Below are 14,965 nucleotides of genomic sequence, written 5' to 3'. Positions count from 1 at the left end.
TCCGGTACGGCCCCTGGCCTCCCCGGCCCCTAATCTGGGGGGCGTGACTCGAACGCAATCCTCCGAGGCCCTGTTCGCCCGCGCGCGTGAGGTCGTCCCTGGCGGCGTGAATTCGCCGGTGCGCGCCTTCGGCGCCGTGGGCGGCACTCCCCGGTTCATGGCCGCAGGTCAGGGGCCTTACATCACCGACGTGGACGGCAACCGCTACGTGGATCTGGTGTGCTCCTGGGGCCCGATGATCCTCGGTCATCGGCACCCCGCCGTCGTGGGGGCCGTGGAGGAGGCGTTGTCGCGGGGGTTCTCCTATGGGACCGCCACCGAGGGCGAGGTCCTGCTGGCTGAGGAGATCGTCTCCAGGATCGAGCCGGTGCAGAAGGTCCGCCTGGTCAGTTCGGGTACTGAGGCCACGATGTCGGCCGTACGGCTCGCGCGCGGCTTCACCGGGCGATCGAAGATCATCAAGTTCGCCGGGTGCTACCACGGGCACGTCGACGCCCTGCTCGCCTCGGCAGGCTCCGGAGTGGTCACGTTCGGCCTGCCCGACACCCCGGGAGTGACGGGAGCCTCGGCCGCCGACACGATCGTCCTGCCGTACAACTCGGTGGGGGCCGTGGAGGAGGCGTTCCGGGCGTTCGAGATCGCCTGCGTGATCACCGAGGCCTGCCCGGCGAACATGGGCGTGGTGCCGCCGGCGGAGGGCTTCAACCGGCGCCTGCGCGAGTTGTGCAGCGCGAACGGCGCCCTGCTCATCATGGACGAGGTCCTGACGGGGTTCCGGGTCTCCGCGGAGGGCTGGTACGGCATCGACCCCGTCGAGGCGGACCTGATGACCTTCGGGAAGGTGATGGGCGGAGGCCTGCCCGCGGCGGCGTTCGGCGGCCGGGCCGATGTGATGGCCGCTCTCGCGCCCGAGGGGCCCGTCTACCAGGCCGGGACGTTGTCGGGCAACCCGCTCGCCTGCGCCGCCGGTCTGGCCACCCTGCGGGCCTGTGACGAGGACGTGTACGACCGGGTGGACGCCTCCGCCCTGGTGATCGGCCGGGCCGCGTCCGACGCGCTGGCCGCCGCGGGGGTCCCGCACCGGCTCCAGCGGGCGGGCAACCTGTTCTCGATCTTCTTCGCCGACGGGCCGGTCACCGACTTCGAGTCGGCCCGTCGGCAGAACACGGACGCCTACCGGGCCTTCTTCCACAGCATGCTCGACCAGGGCGTCTACCTGCCGCCGTCGGCGTACGAGGCGTGGTTCCTGTCGGCGGCCCACGACGACGAGGCGCTCACGCGGGTAGCCGAGGCCCTCCCGGTCGCCGCCAAGGCGGCCGCGCAGGCCTGACCTTCACTTCAGCAGCGCGTCGAGATCGATGTCGATGGGGAAGGGCACGGACACGGCCAGCCGTTCGTGATGGATGCCGGTCAGGCCGTAGGAGCCGGTGGCGGGATCGATCTCGTAGACGTACACGACCGGCCGTCCGTCGTCCTCCTCGACCCGCCAGAAGTGGGGGATGCCCGCCTCGCCGTACCGCTGGGGCTTGGTCTTCCGGTCTCGGTCGACGGAATCCGGAGAGACGACCTCGACGACCAGGCGGACTTCCGAGGGGACGTAGAACGTCCGTTCATCGTCGGCCGCCGCCTCCGCTGTCACCACGAGGACGTCAGGGCACGGGCGCATCCGAGGCCCCACCTTCACGTCCATCTGGTCGACGGCGGCGAACCGCTTGGGGGCCTGGGCGTCGAGTCGCTCCGTCAGCCCGCGGATCAGGCGCTGGTGGAAGCGCCGCCGGGGGATGCGAAGAGAAGGGCTCCATCGATCAACTCGACGTGCTTGAAGAAGTCGGGTTCACCGTTCGGGCCTTCAGACGGCAGGTGATCGAGGTCGTCGGCCGTCCAGCCCCGAGGAGGCGGCGTGGGCCAGCACTCGAGTGCACTGCTCATTCCACCGACCGTAGCGTCGTAGGCGTTACCGAAGTCGCCATTCCACTCGCCTCTGGCATTTCCTGGCTGAGCGGCACAGAGGCGGGTGGATCACGGAGTGGGACGGTCGCTCGGCTCGGCTGAGGGTGGCAGCAGCACCGCGTCGGGCTGGGAGACGGCGCGGCGGGCCCTGGCGCGGACGACGAGTGTGCGCAGGTACCCGGTGCCGGGCGCGACGGCCGACGCCGGTCGCCTGCCGGCGTAGAGCAGCCCGGCCACGATCAGCACGCCCGCCGCGACGGTGACGTGGGAGATCGGCTCGCCGGTGAACAACGCGGCCGACGACAGGCCGAAGATCGGGACGAGCAGCGCGTACGGCGCGACCACCGAGGCGTCGTACCGGGCGAGGAGCATGCCCCACACGCCGAAACCGCCCAGGGTCGAGATGAGAGCGGTGTACAGCACGGCGGCCACGCCCTCGACGCTGAAGACGCCCAGCGAGGCGGGCCCCTCGACCAGTGCGGCCAGCACGAGCAGGGGCACCGAGGAGACCGCGCTCACCCAGATCATGAACCGGAGCGAGTCCGGAGGCGCTGCCTTCCGCATGAAGACGTTGCCGAGGCCCCACGCCGCCGCGGCGCCCACACTGAGCAGGAACGCGCCGAGGGGGACGGCACCGGTCAGTTCCATCGTGAGCAGGGCGAGGCCGCCGAAGGCGAGCGTCGTGCCGTACACGCGGCGGGTCCCGAGCCGCTCACCGAGAAGCGGCACCGCGAAGGCCGCGGTGAAGATCGCCTGAACCTGGATCACGAGGGAGGCCAGCCCCGGGGGCATGCCGGCCCGCATGCCCAGGAGGAGCAGGCCGTACTGGGCGACCCCGAGGGTGGCCCCTGTCGCGAGCACCCAGCGCCAGGGCGTCCGCGGGGCTCCCGCGAACAGCACCGCGGGGAAGGCGGCCAGAAGGAAACGGAGTGCCGCGTACATGAGCGGCGGGTAGTGCCTGAGTCCCGCGTCCATGACGACGAAGTTGAAGCCCCAGACGGCCGCGAGGCCGACCGCCAGAGCCACGTGACGAGGACGCATCCGCTGGTGGGGGATGCGAGGCGTCAGCGGGAGGCGGCGGGGCGACCGACCCGGCTGTGCCGGGCGTTGTTCGCCAGCGTCTCCAGATACGACACCTCGGTGAGGGAGGGACGGGACGGCTTAGTGAAGAGCTTGTTGAAGATTCGCATGTCCATATCTTCGCATCGCTTAATAGTTGAGCACAAGAAAGATTTTCTAAGGCCGATGCTTTAGACTGGCTTACATGTTGGATCTCAACCGGCTGAAGGCTCTCCACGCGGTGGCCGTTTACGGTTCCGTGGGCGCCGCCGCCGACGCCCTGATGGTCACGCCCTCGGCCATCTCCCAGCAGCTCGCCAAGCTGGAACGGGAGACCGGCACGGTGCTCGTCGAGCGCAACGGGCGAGGCGTGAAGCTGACGGACGCGGCCGGCCTGCTGGCCGACCACGCCGAGAAGATCCTCGCCCTGGTGGAGACCGCGGAGGCCGACTTCGAGGCCCTGCGCGGCTCCGTGGTGGGCAAACTGACGATGGCGGCCTTCCCGACCGCCGCCCGCGGCATCCTCCCCCGTGCCCTCACCCGGTTGAAGAAGGACCATCCCGACCTCGCCCTGCTGGTCTACGAGCGGGAGCCCGAGCGGCAACTCCGGGACGTCTCCCGTGGCGAGATCGATCTCGCCGTGGTCCAGGACTGGCTCAATCGGCCGATGGCGATGCCCGACGGCCTGTCCCGCGCCGCGCTCATGGACGACATCGCCGACGTCGTCGTCCCCGCCGACCACCCGCTGGCCGGCAGGCGTGAGGCGCAACTCGCCGACCTCCCCGGCGACAGCTGGATCAGCTCGTCCCCGGGCACGGTGTGCCACGACTTCCTGAGTTTCCTGCTCCGCTCGGTCGAGAGGGAGCCGGAGATCGTCTGCATGGCGGACGAGTACCCGACCCAGATCGCCCTGGTGGCCGAGGGGCACGGATGCGCGCTGATCCCGCGCCTCGGGCGGGGCCCGCTGCCCGAGAGCGTCGGCGTGGTGGCGATCCAGCCCCGGCCAGTCCGGCGGCTCTACGCGGTGTGGCGCACGGACGCGGCACGCCGCCCCGCCATCCGTGCGGCGGTTGAGGCCCTGCGTGCTTCGTGCGCCGATCTGGATGCCGGGTAGTCTGTCCTCGCCATGACTGAGAGCACGATCGTTCATCTCCTGCGCCACGGTGAAGTGCACAATCCCGACGGCGTCCTGTACGGCAGGCTGCCGGGCTACCCGCTGTCGGCCAACGGCAGGCAGATGGCGGAACTGGTCGCCAAGGCCGTCGGCGGCCGGGACATCGTGGAGATCTGGAGCTCGCCGATGGAGCGGGCCCAGGAGACCGCAGCCCCGTCGGCCGAGGCGCTGAACCTCGAGGTCAAGCTCGATGAGCGGCTGATCGAGGCGTCCAACGTCTTCGAGGGCATGCGGGTGGCGGGCGGCGACGGCGTCTTCCGTAACCCGCGCCACTACCAGCACTTCAGGAACCCGTTCAAGCCCTCGTGGGGCGAGCCGTACGGCGAGGTCGTCGCGCGCATGAAGTCGGTCATCGACGACGTGCGCGAACGGGTGACAGGTCACGAGGCGCTGCTCGTCAGCCACCAGCTGCCCATCTGGGTCACCCGCCTTGCGGCCGAGGGCCGGAGGCTGTGGCACGACCCGCGCCGCCGTCAGTGCGCGCTGGCCAGCCTCACGAGCTTCACGTTCGAGAACGGCCGTCTCATCAGCGTCGGCTACAGCGAGCCCGCGGGTTCGCTGCTCAAGGGCAATCCCGTCCCGGGAGCCTGACCCGGCGGCCCGAGCGACCGTTGTGGTCGGTAGAGTGACAGCTCTACCGGCTGTAGTGCAAGGAGATCTCCTCCCGTGACCGCCAAGAGCCTGCCCGTGATCGCCGCTCTGGCCGTGACAGCCCTCGCGGGCTGCGCGGGCGGTCAGTCGTCCCAGTCGCCCGGTGACACGCGGTTCGTGGCGGGCGACGGCAAGGTCCAGGTGTTCCCCGTCGCCGAACGGCACAAGGCCCCCGCGATCGAGGGCGCCACGATCGACGGCGCGACCGAGAAGGTCGCCGCGGGCAACGTCTACGTCCTGAACTTCTGGGCGTCGTGGTGCGCCCCCTGCCGGGCCGAGGCGCCGGTGCTCAAGGACATCGCCGCCAAGACGAAGGCGTCGGGCGTGCAGTTCGTCGGGATCAACTTCAAGGACCTGCAGGCGTCCGCCCAGGCCTACGACCGCACCGTCCAGCCCGGCTATCCCAGCATCTTCGACAAGACGGGCAAGGTGCTGCTGTCGTTCCAGGGCACCGTCCCGCCGGCGGCCATCCCGTCCACGCTGATCATCGACAAGCAGGGGCGCATCGCCGGTCGAGCGCTCGGCGGCGTCAAGTACAACGAACTGCTCAGCGCCGTCACCAAGGTGAGCGATGAGTGATCTCGGCGGAACCGTCGCGACCGGTTCGCTGGTGCTGGCCCTCCCGATCGCGCTGCTGGCCGGCCTGGTGTCGTTCGTCTCCCCGTGTGTGCTCCCGTTGGTCCCCGGCTACCTGTCGTACGTGACGGGCATGAGCGGCGACCCGAAGCGGAGCCGTATGGTGCTCGGGAGCGCCCTGTTCGTGCTCGGCTTCGCGGCCGTTTTCGTGCTCGGCGGGGCCCTGTTCGGCGGCGTCGGCGGCGTCCTGCTCGGCAACTCTTCGGTGATCACCCGCGTCCTGGGCGTGCTGACGATCGTCTTGGGCCTCGCCTTCATGGGGCTGGTCCCCGGGCTCGAGCGCGACGTGCGGATCCGCCGCTTCCCGGCGGCGGGCCTCGCCGGGGCTCCGCTGCTCGGGGTGGTGTTCGGGCTCGGCTGGACGCCGTGCATCGGGCCCACGCTGGCCGTGGTGCTCACCCTCTCCGTCGACCAGGGCAGCGCCGCCAGGGGCGCCGTCCTCGCCTTCGTCTACGCCCTGGGCCTCGGCCTGCCGTTCGTGCTGGCCGGGCTCGCCTATCGCAAGGCGCTGCACGCGTTCAAGGCGGTGCGCCGCCACACCGTGGTCATCACGCGTGTGGGCGGCGCCATGCTGGTCTGCGTGGGCCTGCTCCTCGTGACGGGGCTCTGGGGCGACCTCATCGCCGGCCTGCAGGGTTGGGTCGGCGGATTCGAGCCGGTGATCTGATGACTGTGCCACCCGACACCGAGACGACCGGAACGCCCGAGGCATCCGTCGCGATCGAGTCGGCCCCCAAGGAGCCGCCGCGTCCCGTCGGCCTCGGCGTGGTCGGCTGGCTCCGCTGGGGCTGGCGGACGCTCACCTCGATGCGCACGGCGCTGATCCTGCTGTTCCTGTTCGCGCTCGGCTCCGTGCCCGGCTCGATCTTCCCGCAGCGCGGAGTCGACCCGGACAAGGTGGCGCAGTACTTCCAGAACTCGCCCACCGAGGCCGAGTGGCTGGATCGGTTCCAGCTCTTCGACGTGTTCACCGCGCCGTGGTACGCCGCCGTCTACCTGCTGCTGTTCGTCTCCCTGGCCGGATGCGTGCTTCCTCGTATGCTGGTGCATTTCAGGGAGATCCGCCGCAAGCCGCCCGCCGCCCCGCGCAACCTGCTACGCCTGCCGTACGGCGAGGCCTTCGAGGGAGACCTGACGGTCGAGCAGGCCGCGGCGAAGTTGCGGCGCAGGCGGTTCCGCGTCGTCACGGGCCCGGACTGGGTCGCGGCGGAGAAGGGCTACCTGCGGGAGACCGGGAACCTCCTGTTCCACGTCGCACTGCTCGCCCTGCTGTTCGCCGTCGGCGCCGGCGGCCTGTACGGCTACCGCGGCAACGTCCTGGTGGTCGAGGGCGACGGCTTCGCCAACACCGTCGCGGCCTACGACCGGTTCATGCCGGGGCAGCGCGTGTCGGCGGAGTCGCTGACGCCGTTCTCCTTCACGCTCAAGGACTTCCAGGCGTCCTACGTCGGAGCCGGGGAGAAGATGGGGCAGCCGCTGGACTACAGCGCGAAGCTCTCCGTGCAGGACACTCCGTCGTCTCCGCCCCGCGACGTCGACCTGAAGGTCAACGACCCGCTCGACGTCAACGGCACGCTGACCTATCTCATCGGGCACGGCTACGCCCCCACGTTCAAGGTGACCGACGGGAACGGCCAGGTGGCCTTCGACGGGCCCGTGCCGTGCCTCGTCGACGACCAGGCGACCTACACCTCCGAATGCGTCATCAAGGTGCCCGACGCGCACCCGTCGCAGCTGGGGTTCGTGGCGCGCTTTTTGCCGAGCACGGTGCCGAACGGGAGCGCCTGGGTGTCGGTTTTCCCCGCCGCGGTCAACCCGACGGTGCAGATCATCGGCTCCTTCCATGGTGACCTCGGGCTCGACTCGGGGCAGCCGCAGTCGGTCTACGTCCTCGACACCGACAAGCTGAAGCCCCTCGGCAAGATGTCCGCGACACCGCCGCCCCCGCTCGCCCTGGGCGAGACGCGAGACCTGCCCGACGGCGCCGGGAAGATCCAGTTCACCGGCGTCAAGGAATGGATCACTCTGCAGACCACGCACGACCCCGGCCGCCTCCCCGCGCTGGTGGCCGCCGCCGCAGCGGTCCTCGGCCTCGTGTTCTCCCTCATGATCCGCAGGCGCAGGGTCTGGGTCCGGATAACGGACCGGAAAGTCACGGTGGGAGGATTGACCCGCACGGAAGGCGATGTCGGCGGCTTCTCCGAGGAGTTCGCCGAGCTCGTCTCCCTCCTCCGTGACCCTCAGGATTCTCCGGCGCCTCAGGCCGGGGCAGCACCAGTTGAGCCGAGCACCGGCCCCGACCAGGAGTAGAGATGCCGTCCCAGGTCAACACGGGACTCGCCACCCTGAGCGATCAGCTCATCCTGGCGACCGTCCTCCTCTATCTCGTCGCCATGATCGGCTACGCCCTGGAACTCGCCTTCGGGCGGGTGCGCACGGCCTCCGCCGCGAAACGCGAACCGGTGGCCGTGGGCGCGGCCGTGGGCGCGTCCTCGTCCGGTTCCTCGGCCTCGGCGGAGGTCCAGCCGGACGCCGAGACCCCGCGTGAGCCGGAGCCCGAGGCCTGGGCGATCAAGGCGGGTGGCGTCGCGGTCGTCCTCACGTGGATCGCGTGGGCGGGCAACCTCGCCGGCATCCTCACGCGGGGCATCGCGGTGGACCGCTGGCCCTGGGCCAACATGTACGAGTTCGTGGTGGCCATCTGCTTCGCCGCGGTGACGGCCTTCCTGGTGCTCATGACCCGCCAGCCGATCCGGTTCCTCGGCGCCTTCGTCGCACTGACGGCCGCGCTCGGGCTCGGGTTCGCGGTGCTCTTCCTGCACGTGCAGGCGGGGCCGGTGATGCCGGCGCTGCACTCCTACTGGATCGCCATCCACGTCACGGCGGCCATCGTCGCCAGCGGACTGTTCATCCTCGCCGGCGTCTGCGCCATCCTCTACCTGGTCCGCAACGACAGCCGGGCGTCGGTCCTGCCGAGTCGCAGGGACCTCGAGCGCATCACGCACCGCGCGATCGTGATCTCCTTCCCCATCTGGACGTTCGCCGTCATCGCCGGTGCGATGTGGGCCGACCGGGCCTGGGGCCGTTACTGGGGCTGGGACCCCAAGGAGGTCTGGGCGTTCATCACCTGGGTGGCCTACGCCGCCTATCTGCACGCCCGCGCGACGGCCGGGTGGCGGGGCAAGGCCGCGATCATCGTGTCGCTGGTGGCGTTCGCCTGCCTGCTGTTCAACCTGATCGGCGTGAACATCTTCTTCAGCGGCCTCCACTCCTACGCCGACGTCCCCAACTGACCCCCCTCTCTACCGTGATCAATGCACAGATTCGTGATCACGGCCGCTGACCTGCCCCTCCCTTGTGCGTGATCACGCGTGGGGGGTGCAGGGTCATGCCGAGGTCAGTCTTCGTCGCGGAGGCGGCGTTCGAGGTGACGGAGGAACTCGGGGTCGTCGTCCGGACCCTTCGGGGCTTCGGCGCGAGGCTGCGACGGAGGCATGCCGTAGGACTGGGGTCCATAGACGTGACGCGCGCCCGGGACCGTGTCGCCGATCCTGGGCCGTCCGAGCATGAGCCAGAGCAGGCCGCCCAGCGACGCGAGCAACACCACGATGATGACCCAGAGGATCTTCGGTAGTCTCCGGACCTCCTGCTCGGGGCTCGTGATCACGTCGAACAGGCAGTAGAGCCAGAAGGCCAGCAGCGCTAGACCGATAATCACGCTAGGCATGCCCACACGTTAAGCCATATGGCCATGTGATCGTGTTTTCGCGCCGATAGCCGTACATCATTTCCGGGTGACGCGGCCAGAACGGCAACGTACGGTGGACCGGTAGAACGCGAGCGCGCGACACATGAGAGGTGCGATGTCGGAGCCGGGCGACAGGGGACGCCACCGGCGGGGGCCGCGGTGGTGGCAACGCGGGCCGTACGCGTCGTCGCACCGGGAGTCCCGGGACACCCGAGAGACGCGGGAGACTCGCGAGCCCCGGGAGACCCAGGAAGGTCGAGAGGCCCGAGACACCCGGAAGGCTCGTGACCCGCGGGACGCCCGGGAATTCCGCCAGTTCCGCGAGACGCGTGACTTCCGTGACGTCGACGTTCCCGGGCGGTTCATCGAGCACTCCATCGAGAAGGTCCATGCGGTGACCGCTCCGGTCGTGGACGACCGGCCGCAGTACACCTGGCGCGACTTCGAGCTGGACGACCAGCCCGTGCGCGCCGAGCCGCATCGCGCGGACGCGCCCGACCTGAGGGACGGCCGGCGCCACTGCGGGCCGCTGGAGCGCGTCCTGTTCCGCCAGTGGGACGCCATGGACGGACCGCCCTCTGCGGACGCCGTGCGGGCGGTGGACGGCCTCGCGCGCCTTCCAGAGGCCCTCAAGGCCAAGCTCGCCATCGGGCTCGACGGCATCTACGTCGGCCGTGGTGGAGTCCCGGATCTCGATGACATGGGCTACCTGCGCGGAGCGCCGCTTCCGTCCGGGCGGGCTACCTGGGACATCTGCGCCGGCGCGTACGGCGACCGCAAGATCGTCGTCGGTGACCGGCCGTCGCCGACGCCTGACGTGATGATGCACGAAGTCGGGCATGCACTGGACGACGTGGACGCGAGTCCGGGAGAGTGGGTCTCGGACTCTCCGGAGTTCGCCGCGCTCTACGACGACTGCATGCCGATGTTCGCCTCGGCGTTCCACCGGCAGCCCGGCGGTCTCGGACGCAAGGAGTTCTTCGCCGACGCGTTCGCGGCGATCGCGTCGCGTCAGCGTCCGGCTCTGGTGGACATGCTCGGCGGCGACACACGGACCGCGCTCAACGTCATGCTGTTCTTCAACAGGCGCTACGGAATCTAGGTGAGACGGGATGTACGTGATCCGGCTCGGTGACGGGACACTTCGGGTGCCCCAGTCGCTGACCAGCGATGACGGGCGCCTGATCGGCAACGCGTACGTCGAGATCGCTCCGGGGGAGCCCGACTACGACCGATGGGTCGCCGAGTCGATCACCGAGGCGGAGGACGCCGAACGGCGTCAGCGCTGGCAGGAGGAGAACGACCAGTTGGAACAGGAGTTCCTGGCCTTCAAAGCCGAACAGGACTGAGTCCGATGCGCGCCCGGGCAGGACAGGCCGGGCTGACTCGGTGATCCTGCGCTATCCGGGTAGCGCGCAGGATCACCCGGTGCTGGTACTTGCGTCAGATCCGCGGTGATTCGCCATTCGGCCGATCGGCCGTGAGGACGTCCTCCCCGCGAAGGAGGGCGTGCACTTCCGACTCGCGGAACCGCCTGTGCCCACCGGGCGTACGGATGCTGCTGATTCGTCCCGCCGCGGCCCAGCGTGTCACGGTCTTCGGGTCGACCCGGAAGAGGGCGGCAACCTCTCCAGGGGTCAGCAGTCGCTCGCTGCTACTCTCCACAATCTCTCCCCCTCGCATCCCGCGTCCTGCAGCGGGGCGGACAGGTAACCAGTGTGCCGAGCGAAGCCTGATTTATCCGTGGTTTTCGTAGAAGATCACGGGTTGTTACCGGCTCAGTGCCCGATTGTTATATGATAGAGCCTCTTTGGGACGCTCATGGGTGTTTCTTTACAAAAGCGCCTTGTTGTGAACACTAGCAGTGCTCGCGCCCGATGCGAAGAGAGACCTACATCTCGGGAAGGTGACGTAACCTCGACGCTGTGCATCCGGTAGTCGTTTACACCCTTTCACGCATCGGCTTGTTCGCCGCCGCCCTCGCCGTCCTGTACCTCGTCGGGCTGCGCACGTACCTCCTGCTCGCCGTGGCTTTTCTGGTCAGCGGCGTCATCAGCTACGTGCTGCTGTCGAAACAGCGGGACGCCCTCAGCGAACGGATCACCAGGAAACGCGGAGGGCACGAGGAGAACTAGGTCGTCGGGAACATGCCGATCCGGGCATGGTACTCATGTCCAAGGGTGGTCGTGTCGCTTCCCACCAAAAGACCCTTCTTTACAGTCAGGAACGCCTTTACCCCGATTCCCCTTTCTCGCGTGGGGTTCCAACTTTGCGCCTTGCCGGTCACCGGGTTGATCGCCCCGATGCCCTCGCGGCTGACCGAGCCCCGGCCGGCGGTGTCGGCCCCCCGCGGGTTGTCGAGCCAGCGCTGGTGGCCGCCGACGTACACGGCCGAACCGCTGACCGCCACGGCGTAGAGAGAGTCGCCTCCCGTGAGGTTCACCCAGGTCGGCCGCACCTGATCACCTTTGGCGTACGTCTCGAACCGGGCGGCCGAGTCGCACAGTTTCGTGGTGCCGGGGAAGGGGCCGCCGGTCGTGACGACCACGAAGTACTGCCCGTCCGGTGAGATGTCCAGGCCGCGGACGTACCAGGGGAAGTTCGGCTTGCACGCCGCGGCGTAGGCCTCGGTGTGCCAGTCGGCGACGCGACCGGTCGTGAGATCGATCACGCCGAGCTGTGGCCGGCGCAGGCCGTCGAGGGCCGCGAACGACCCGTCGACCACGAGCCGGTCGCGGGTGGCCGCCATGGCGTACACCCTCGGGCCGGCCCCGGGACCGCCCGACGGAGTGACGGTGAAGGTCGGGTCGACTGCTCCGGTCTCCACGTCGATGCGGGCCAGCGCCGTGCGCATGCCCAGGCCGATTCTGACGAAGTCGCCGCCGACGTAGAGCTTCGAGCCCTGCCGTACGAGGCTGGCGACGTTGCCGCCGTAGGCGGGCGCGTAGAAGGTCTCCACCGGAGAGCCGTCCGCCACCCGCAGCCGCACCAGCGCCCGCTGGGGGCCGTTGAAGGAGCCGCCGACGAAGACGCTGCCGTCGGGGGCGGTGGCCAGGGAGGTCACGGGCCCGTCCAGGTCGGGGGCGAAGCCGCGCGAGACCCGGCCGGAGCCGAGGTCGAAGGCGAAGATGTTGGCCCGGGGGATCTCCTCCGTGCCCTGGGCCTCCTGGACGGCGCTGAAATCGCCCCCGACGACCACCGTGTTGCCGACGAGGGCGAAGGCGTTGACGATGCCGTCGAGCACGTGCGGGGTGGTGTCGACGGGGTTCGCCGACACCACACGGGGCTGTCTTAAGCCGGCCTGAGCGGGGACGGCGGACAGGACGACGAGGGCCGCCGCCGCGAGCAGTGTGATCCTGGCGAACATTCCAAAAGTTCTAGCAGACGCAGCGTAATCAATGAACTACGTTCCGCTCATCGCGCAACGGTGGTGAGAGGCCCACCGGAGGGCCGCCTAGGCTTGCGTCCATGACGCGCGCATCGCTAGACAAGCAGCCGCACGAGGTCGCCGCGATGTTCGATCGCACGGCCCGGCGGTACGACCTGGTCAACGACGTTCTCTCGCTGGGCCAGGACCGCCTGTGGCGTAAGGCGACGGCTGATGCGATCGACGCCGGTCCCGGCGAGCTGGTGCTCGACCTCGCGGCGGGCACGGGCACGTCGACGGACGCCTTCACGATGCTCGGCGCGCGAGCGATCGCCTGCGACTTCTCGCTCGGCATGCTGCGGACCGGGGTGGCCAGGAGAGGCGGCTCCGGCCTGTACGGCGGAGGGGTCAGGGGGGTCAGCTTCGTCGCCGGAGACGCCCTGCGCCTGCCCTTCGCGGAGGGCGTGTTCGACGCCGCGACGATCTCGTTCGGGCTGCGGAACGTCGCCGACACGACGCAGGCGCTGCGTGAGATGCTCAGGGTCGTCAAGCCGGGTGGGCGCCTCGCCATCTGCGAGTTCTCCCGGCCGCCGATCAAGTCGTTCGACCTCGTCTACTCGCAGTATCTGATGAAGCTGCTGCCGCCCGTGGCGCGGGCGGTCAGCTCGAACCCCGAGTCCTATGAGTACCTGGCGGAGTCGATCCGGGCGTGGCCCGATCAGGCGGCCCTGGCGGCCATCATCCAGAAGGCGGGGTGGGAGAGAGTCGCCTGGCGCAACCTTTCCTTCGGCATCGTCGCGCTCCATCGCGCGGTCAAGCCGGAAGCCGTCAATCCTTAGCCACACCCCCTCTGACATTGTCCGGCGGATAAGGGTTAGACTTCGGCGCGACAAGTTTGTGAAGAGGTTCACAAAGGCACGAAGGTCCCAAACCCTCGGACCTTCCTTCCTCGGACAGGACAGGTCCCCGTGAGCGAGCAAGGCCGCGCACAGCGGAGAGCAGCGGAAGCCGACGTCATCGTCGTCGGTGCCGGCCCCTCAGGGGCGACGGCCGCCTTCTTCCTCGCCAGAGCCGGGTTGAACGTCCTGCTGCTGGAGAAGACCCGGTTCCCCCGCGAGAAGGTGTGCGGAGACGGGCTCACGCCCCGGGCCGTCAAGGAACTCATCGGGATGGGCGTCGACATCGACGGCCCCGGATGGATCAGGAACAAGGGCCTGCGGGTCGTCGGCGGCGGCCTGCGCCTGGAGCTCGACTGGCCCGACCTGCACAGCTACCCCGACTTCGGGCTCGTGCGCACCCGGATGGACTTCGACCAGATCCTCGCGGAACACGCGGTGCGCAACGGCGTCACGCTCATCCAGGAGGTCACCGTCACCGGGCCGGTGCTCGACGAGCGCAGTGGCCACATCGTCGGCGTGACGGCGCGCAAGGACGGAGAGGACGTCACCTACGGTGCCCGCCTGGTGGTCGCCGCCGACGGCAACTCCTCGCGGCTGTCCCTCGCCATGGGCCTCCACAAGCGCGAGGATCGCCCGATGGGCGTCGCCGTGCGTACCTACTACACGAGCCCCCGGCACGACGACGACTACCTCGAGTCGTGGCTGGAACTGTGGGACGGCGAGCGCCTCCTGCCGGGCTACGGCTGGATCTTCCCCGTCGGGGACGGCACGTCCAACGTGGGGCTCGGCCTGCTGAACACCAGCGCGGCCTTCAAGAACATCGACTACCGCGACCTGCTCAAGCGCTGGGTGAAGGGCATGCCCGCCGAGTGGGGCTACACCGAAGAGAACATGGTGGGGTCGATCAGGGGCGCGGCACTGCCGATGGCCTTCAACCGGCAGCCCCACTACACCCGGGGCCTCGTGCTCGTCGGCGACGCCGGCGGTTCGATCAATCCCTTCAACGGCGAGGGCATCGCGTACGCCATGGAGACGGGCCGCACAGCGGCCGACGTCATCGTCCAGGCGCTGTCTCGGACGACTCCGGCGCAGCGTGAGCGTGTACTGCGCGAGTACCCGCGTATCCTCAAAGACGTCTATGGCGGATACTTCACTCTTGGGCGGCTCTTCGTCGATGCGATCGGCAAGCCCGGGGTGATGAAGTTCGCCACGCGGCACGGGCTTCCACACCCGACCCTGATGAGATTCGCTCTGAAACTCCTCGCTAATCTCACAGACCGTCGGGGCGACGCCTCTGACCGCATCATCAACGCCCTTTCCAAGGTGGCTCCGCCCGCATGAACTCCGTCACAGCAGCAATCTCCGGCGATCTCGTGCCGACTCGTGAGACCGCTGCCACGTCCGGCGTCCGTACGCCGGGCCGGGGGACGCCTGTGCCGGGGCTCGCCGTGACTGTCCCATTCCACCGACCAAGCGAGGAC

The 14,965-nt window shown here is 69.2% G+C and carries 19 protein-coding genes; 12 read left to right on the top strand and 7 right to left on the bottom strand.

Annotated elements, in window-relative coordinates; all coding sequences use genetic code 11:
• The first annotated feature begins 43 nt into the window (after positions 1-43).
• Positions 44-1,330 (top strand): glutamate-1-semialdehyde 2,1-aminomutase, encoded by a 1,287-nt coding sequence (hemL, locus tag Pph01_RS14895; RefSeq protein WP_204073667.1) that lies wholly within the window; start codon positions 44-46, stop codon positions 1,328-1,330.
• Positions 1,331-1,333: 3 nt separating this feature from the next.
• On the opposite strand, the gene Pph01_RS14890 is transcribed toward hemL, so the two are convergent.
• From Pph01_RS14890 to Pph01_RS43315, 4 genes are all read right to left on the bottom strand, one after another.
• Entirely contained in the window at positions 1,334-1,744 is a 411-nt protein-coding gene (locus Pph01_RS14890) for a Uma2 family endonuclease (protein WP_308441897.1), read from the bottom strand.
• Between the two features lie 8 nt (positions 1,745-1,752).
• Positions 1,753-1,929, bottom strand: coding sequence for a hypothetical protein (locus Pph01_RS43575; protein WP_308441895.1), 177 nt, complete (start codon positions 1,927-1,929; stop codon positions 1,753-1,755).
• A gap of 90 nt (positions 1,930-2,019) precedes the next feature.
• Positions 2,020-2,976, bottom strand: a complete 957-nt coding sequence (locus tag Pph01_RS14885) for an EamA family transporter (RefSeq protein WP_239116700.1) — start codon at positions 2,974-2,976, stop codon at positions 2,020-2,022.
• Between the two features lie 38 nt (positions 2,977-3,014).
• Positions 3,015-3,140 carry a hypothetical protein gene (locus Pph01_RS43315; protein ID WP_275412831.1) on the bottom strand — a complete coding sequence of 42 codons (126 nt, stop codon included), beginning with the start codon at positions 3,138-3,140 and terminating at the stop codon, positions 3,015-3,017.
• A gap of 74 nt (positions 3,141-3,214) precedes the next feature.
• On the opposite strand from Pph01_RS43315, the gene Pph01_RS14880 reads away from it, so the two are divergent.
• From Pph01_RS14880 to ccsB, 6 genes are all read left to right on the top strand, one after another.
• On the top strand, positions 3,215-4,123 hold the full coding sequence (locus tag Pph01_RS14880) for a LysR family transcriptional regulator (protein WP_204073665.1): 909 nt from the start codon (positions 3,215-3,217) through the stop codon (positions 4,121-4,123).
• A gap of 12 nt (positions 4,124-4,135) precedes the next feature.
• Complete coding sequence (locus Pph01_RS14875; RefSeq protein WP_204073664.1) at positions 4,136-4,774, top strand: histidine phosphatase family protein; 639 nt, start codon at positions 4,136-4,138, stop codon at positions 4,772-4,774.
• 75 nt (positions 4,775-4,849) lie between these two features.
• A complete protein-coding gene (locus tag Pph01_RS14870) occupies positions 4,850-5,413 on the top strand; it encodes a TlpA family protein disulfide reductase (RefSeq protein WP_239116699.1) in 564 nt (187 codons plus the stop codon).
• Positions 5,406-6,137, top strand: a complete 732-nt coding sequence (locus Pph01_RS14865) for a cytochrome c biogenesis CcdA family protein (protein ID WP_204073663.1) — start codon at positions 5,406-5,408, stop codon at positions 6,135-6,137. The genes Pph01_RS14870 and Pph01_RS14865 overlap by 8 nt, the downstream gene beginning before the upstream one ends.
• Positions 6,137-7,780 (top strand): cytochrome c biogenesis protein ResB, encoded by a 1,644-nt coding sequence (gene resB / locus Pph01_RS14860; protein ID WP_204073662.1) that lies wholly within the window; start codon positions 6,137-6,139, stop codon positions 7,778-7,780. The genes Pph01_RS14865 and resB overlap by 1 nt, the downstream gene beginning before the upstream one ends.
• 2 nt (positions 7,781-7,782) lie before the next feature.
• Positions 7,783-8,763, top strand: coding sequence for a c-type cytochrome biogenesis protein CcsB (gene ccsB / locus Pph01_RS14855; RefSeq protein ID WP_204073661.1), 981 nt, complete (start codon positions 7,783-7,785; stop codon positions 8,761-8,763).
• Between the two features lie 104 nt (positions 8,764-8,867).
• Here the strand turns inward: ccsB and Pph01_RS14850 are convergent, their stop codons facing one another.
• The gene (locus tag Pph01_RS14850) at positions 8,868-9,197 is read right to left on the bottom strand and encodes a PLDc N-terminal domain-containing protein (protein ID WP_204073660.1); all 330 of its coding nucleotides are present in this window, start codon (positions 9,195-9,197) and stop codon (positions 8,868-8,870) included.
• A gap of 136 nt (positions 9,198-9,333) precedes the next feature.
• Here Pph01_RS14850 and Pph01_RS14845 point away from each other — a divergent pair, with 136 nt between their 5' ends.
• Together Pph01_RS14845 and Pph01_RS14840 are read left to right on the top strand one after the other, a co-directional pair.
• Positions 9,334-10,320 carry a hypothetical protein gene (locus Pph01_RS14845; protein WP_204073659.1) on the top strand — a complete coding sequence of 329 codons (987 nt, stop codon included), beginning with the start codon at positions 9,334-9,336 and terminating at the stop codon, positions 10,318-10,320.
• Between the two features lie 10 nt (positions 10,321-10,330).
• Positions 10,331-10,567 (top strand): hypothetical protein, encoded by a 237-nt coding sequence (locus Pph01_RS14840; RefSeq protein ID WP_204073658.1) that lies wholly within the window; start codon positions 10,331-10,333, stop codon positions 10,565-10,567.
• A gap of 94 nt (positions 10,568-10,661) precedes the next feature.
• On the opposite strand, the gene Pph01_RS14835 is transcribed toward Pph01_RS14840, so the two are convergent.
• Positions 10,662-10,901, bottom strand: a complete 240-nt coding sequence (locus Pph01_RS14835; protein ID WP_203881816.1) for a BldC family transcriptional regulator — start codon at positions 10,899-10,901, stop codon at positions 10,662-10,664.
• Positions 10,902-11,143: 242 nt separating this feature from the next.
• On the opposite strand from Pph01_RS14835, the gene Pph01_RS14830 reads away from it, so the two are divergent.
• The gene (locus Pph01_RS14830; protein WP_204073657.1) at positions 11,144-11,353 is read left to right on the top strand and encodes a DUF4229 domain-containing protein; all 210 of its coding nucleotides are present in this window, start codon (positions 11,144-11,146) and stop codon (positions 11,351-11,353) included.
• Here the strand turns inward: Pph01_RS14830 and Pph01_RS14825 are convergent.
• Entirely contained in the window at positions 11,350-12,585 is a 1,236-nt protein-coding gene (locus Pph01_RS14825) for an NHL repeat-containing protein (RefSeq protein WP_204073656.1), read from the bottom strand. The genes Pph01_RS14830 and Pph01_RS14825 overlap by 4 nt on opposite strands.
• A gap of 101 nt (positions 12,586-12,686) precedes the next feature.
• Here Pph01_RS14825 and Pph01_RS14820 point away from each other — a divergent pair, with 101 nt between their 5' ends.
• Both Pph01_RS14820 and Pph01_RS14815 read left to right on the top strand, forming a co-directional pair.
• Positions 12,687-13,424, top strand: a complete 738-nt coding sequence (locus Pph01_RS14820) for a demethylmenaquinone methyltransferase (RefSeq protein ID WP_204073655.1) — start codon at positions 12,687-12,689, stop codon at positions 13,422-13,424.
• A 129-nt stretch (positions 13,425-13,553) separates the two neighbouring features.
• Positions 13,554-14,825, top strand: a complete 1,272-nt coding sequence (locus Pph01_RS14815; RefSeq protein ID WP_204073654.1) for a geranylgeranyl reductase family protein — start codon at positions 13,554-13,556, stop codon at positions 14,823-14,825.
• The last annotated feature ends 140 nt before the right edge of the window (positions 14,826-14,965 follow it).

The sequence above is a fragment of the Planotetraspora phitsanulokensis genome (assembly GCF_016863295.1).
Classification (GTDB): Bacteria; Actinomycetota; Actinomycetes; order Streptosporangiales; family Streptosporangiaceae; genus Planotetraspora; species Planotetraspora phitsanulokensis.
The sequence above is the reverse complement of the archived record's forward strand: the minus strand, read 5'-3'. Positions and strand labels throughout refer to the sequence as shown.

Coding starts and splice junctions, on each gene's coding strand:
- Pph01_RS43575 (WP_308441895.1), bottom strand. CDS start 1,929: ATGAGCAGTGCACTCGAGTGCTGGCCCACGCCGCCTCCTCGGGGCTGG.
- Pph01_RS43315 (WP_275412831.1), bottom strand. CDS start 3,140: ATGCGAATCTTCAACAAGCTCTTCACTAAGCCGTCCCGTCCCTCCCTC.
- Pph01_RS14880 (WP_204073665.1), top strand. CDS start 3,215: ATGTTGGATCTCAACCGGCTGAAGGCTCTCCACGCGGTGGCCGTTTAC.
- Pph01_RS14875 (WP_204073664.1), top strand. CDS start 4,136: ATGACTGAGAGCACGATCGTTCATCTCCTGCGCCACGGTGAAGTGCAC.
- Pph01_RS14865 (WP_204073663.1), top strand. CDS start 5,406: ATGAGTGATCTCGGCGGAACCGTCGCGACCGGTTCGCTGGTGCTGGCC.
- resB (WP_204073662.1), top strand. CDS start 6,137: ATGACTGTGCCACCCGACACCGAGACGACCGGAACGCCCGAGGCATCC.
- ccsB (WP_204073661.1), top strand. CDS start 7,783: ATGCCGTCCCAGGTCAACACGGGACTCGCCACCCTGAGCGATCAGCTC.
- Pph01_RS14850 (WP_204073660.1), bottom strand. CDS start 9,197: ATGCCTAGCGTGATTATCGGTCTAGCGCTGCTGGCCTTCTGGCTCTAC.
- Pph01_RS14845 (WP_204073659.1), top strand. CDS start 9,334: ATGTCGGAGCCGGGCGACAGGGGACGCCACCGGCGGGGGCCGCGGTGG.
- Pph01_RS14840 (WP_204073658.1), top strand. CDS start 10,331: ATGTACGTGATCCGGCTCGGTGACGGGACACTTCGGGTGCCCCAGTCG.
- Pph01_RS14835 (WP_203881816.1), bottom strand. CDS start 10,901: ATGCGAGGGGGAGAGATTGTGGAGAGTAGCAGCGAGCGACTGCTGACC.
- Pph01_RS14825 (WP_204073656.1), bottom strand. CDS start 12,585: ATGTTCGCCAGGATCACACTGCTCGCGGCGGCGGCCCTCGTCGTCCTG.
- Pph01_RS14820 (WP_204073655.1), top strand. CDS start 12,687: ATGACGCGCGCATCGCTAGACAAGCAGCCGCACGAGGTCGCCGCGATG.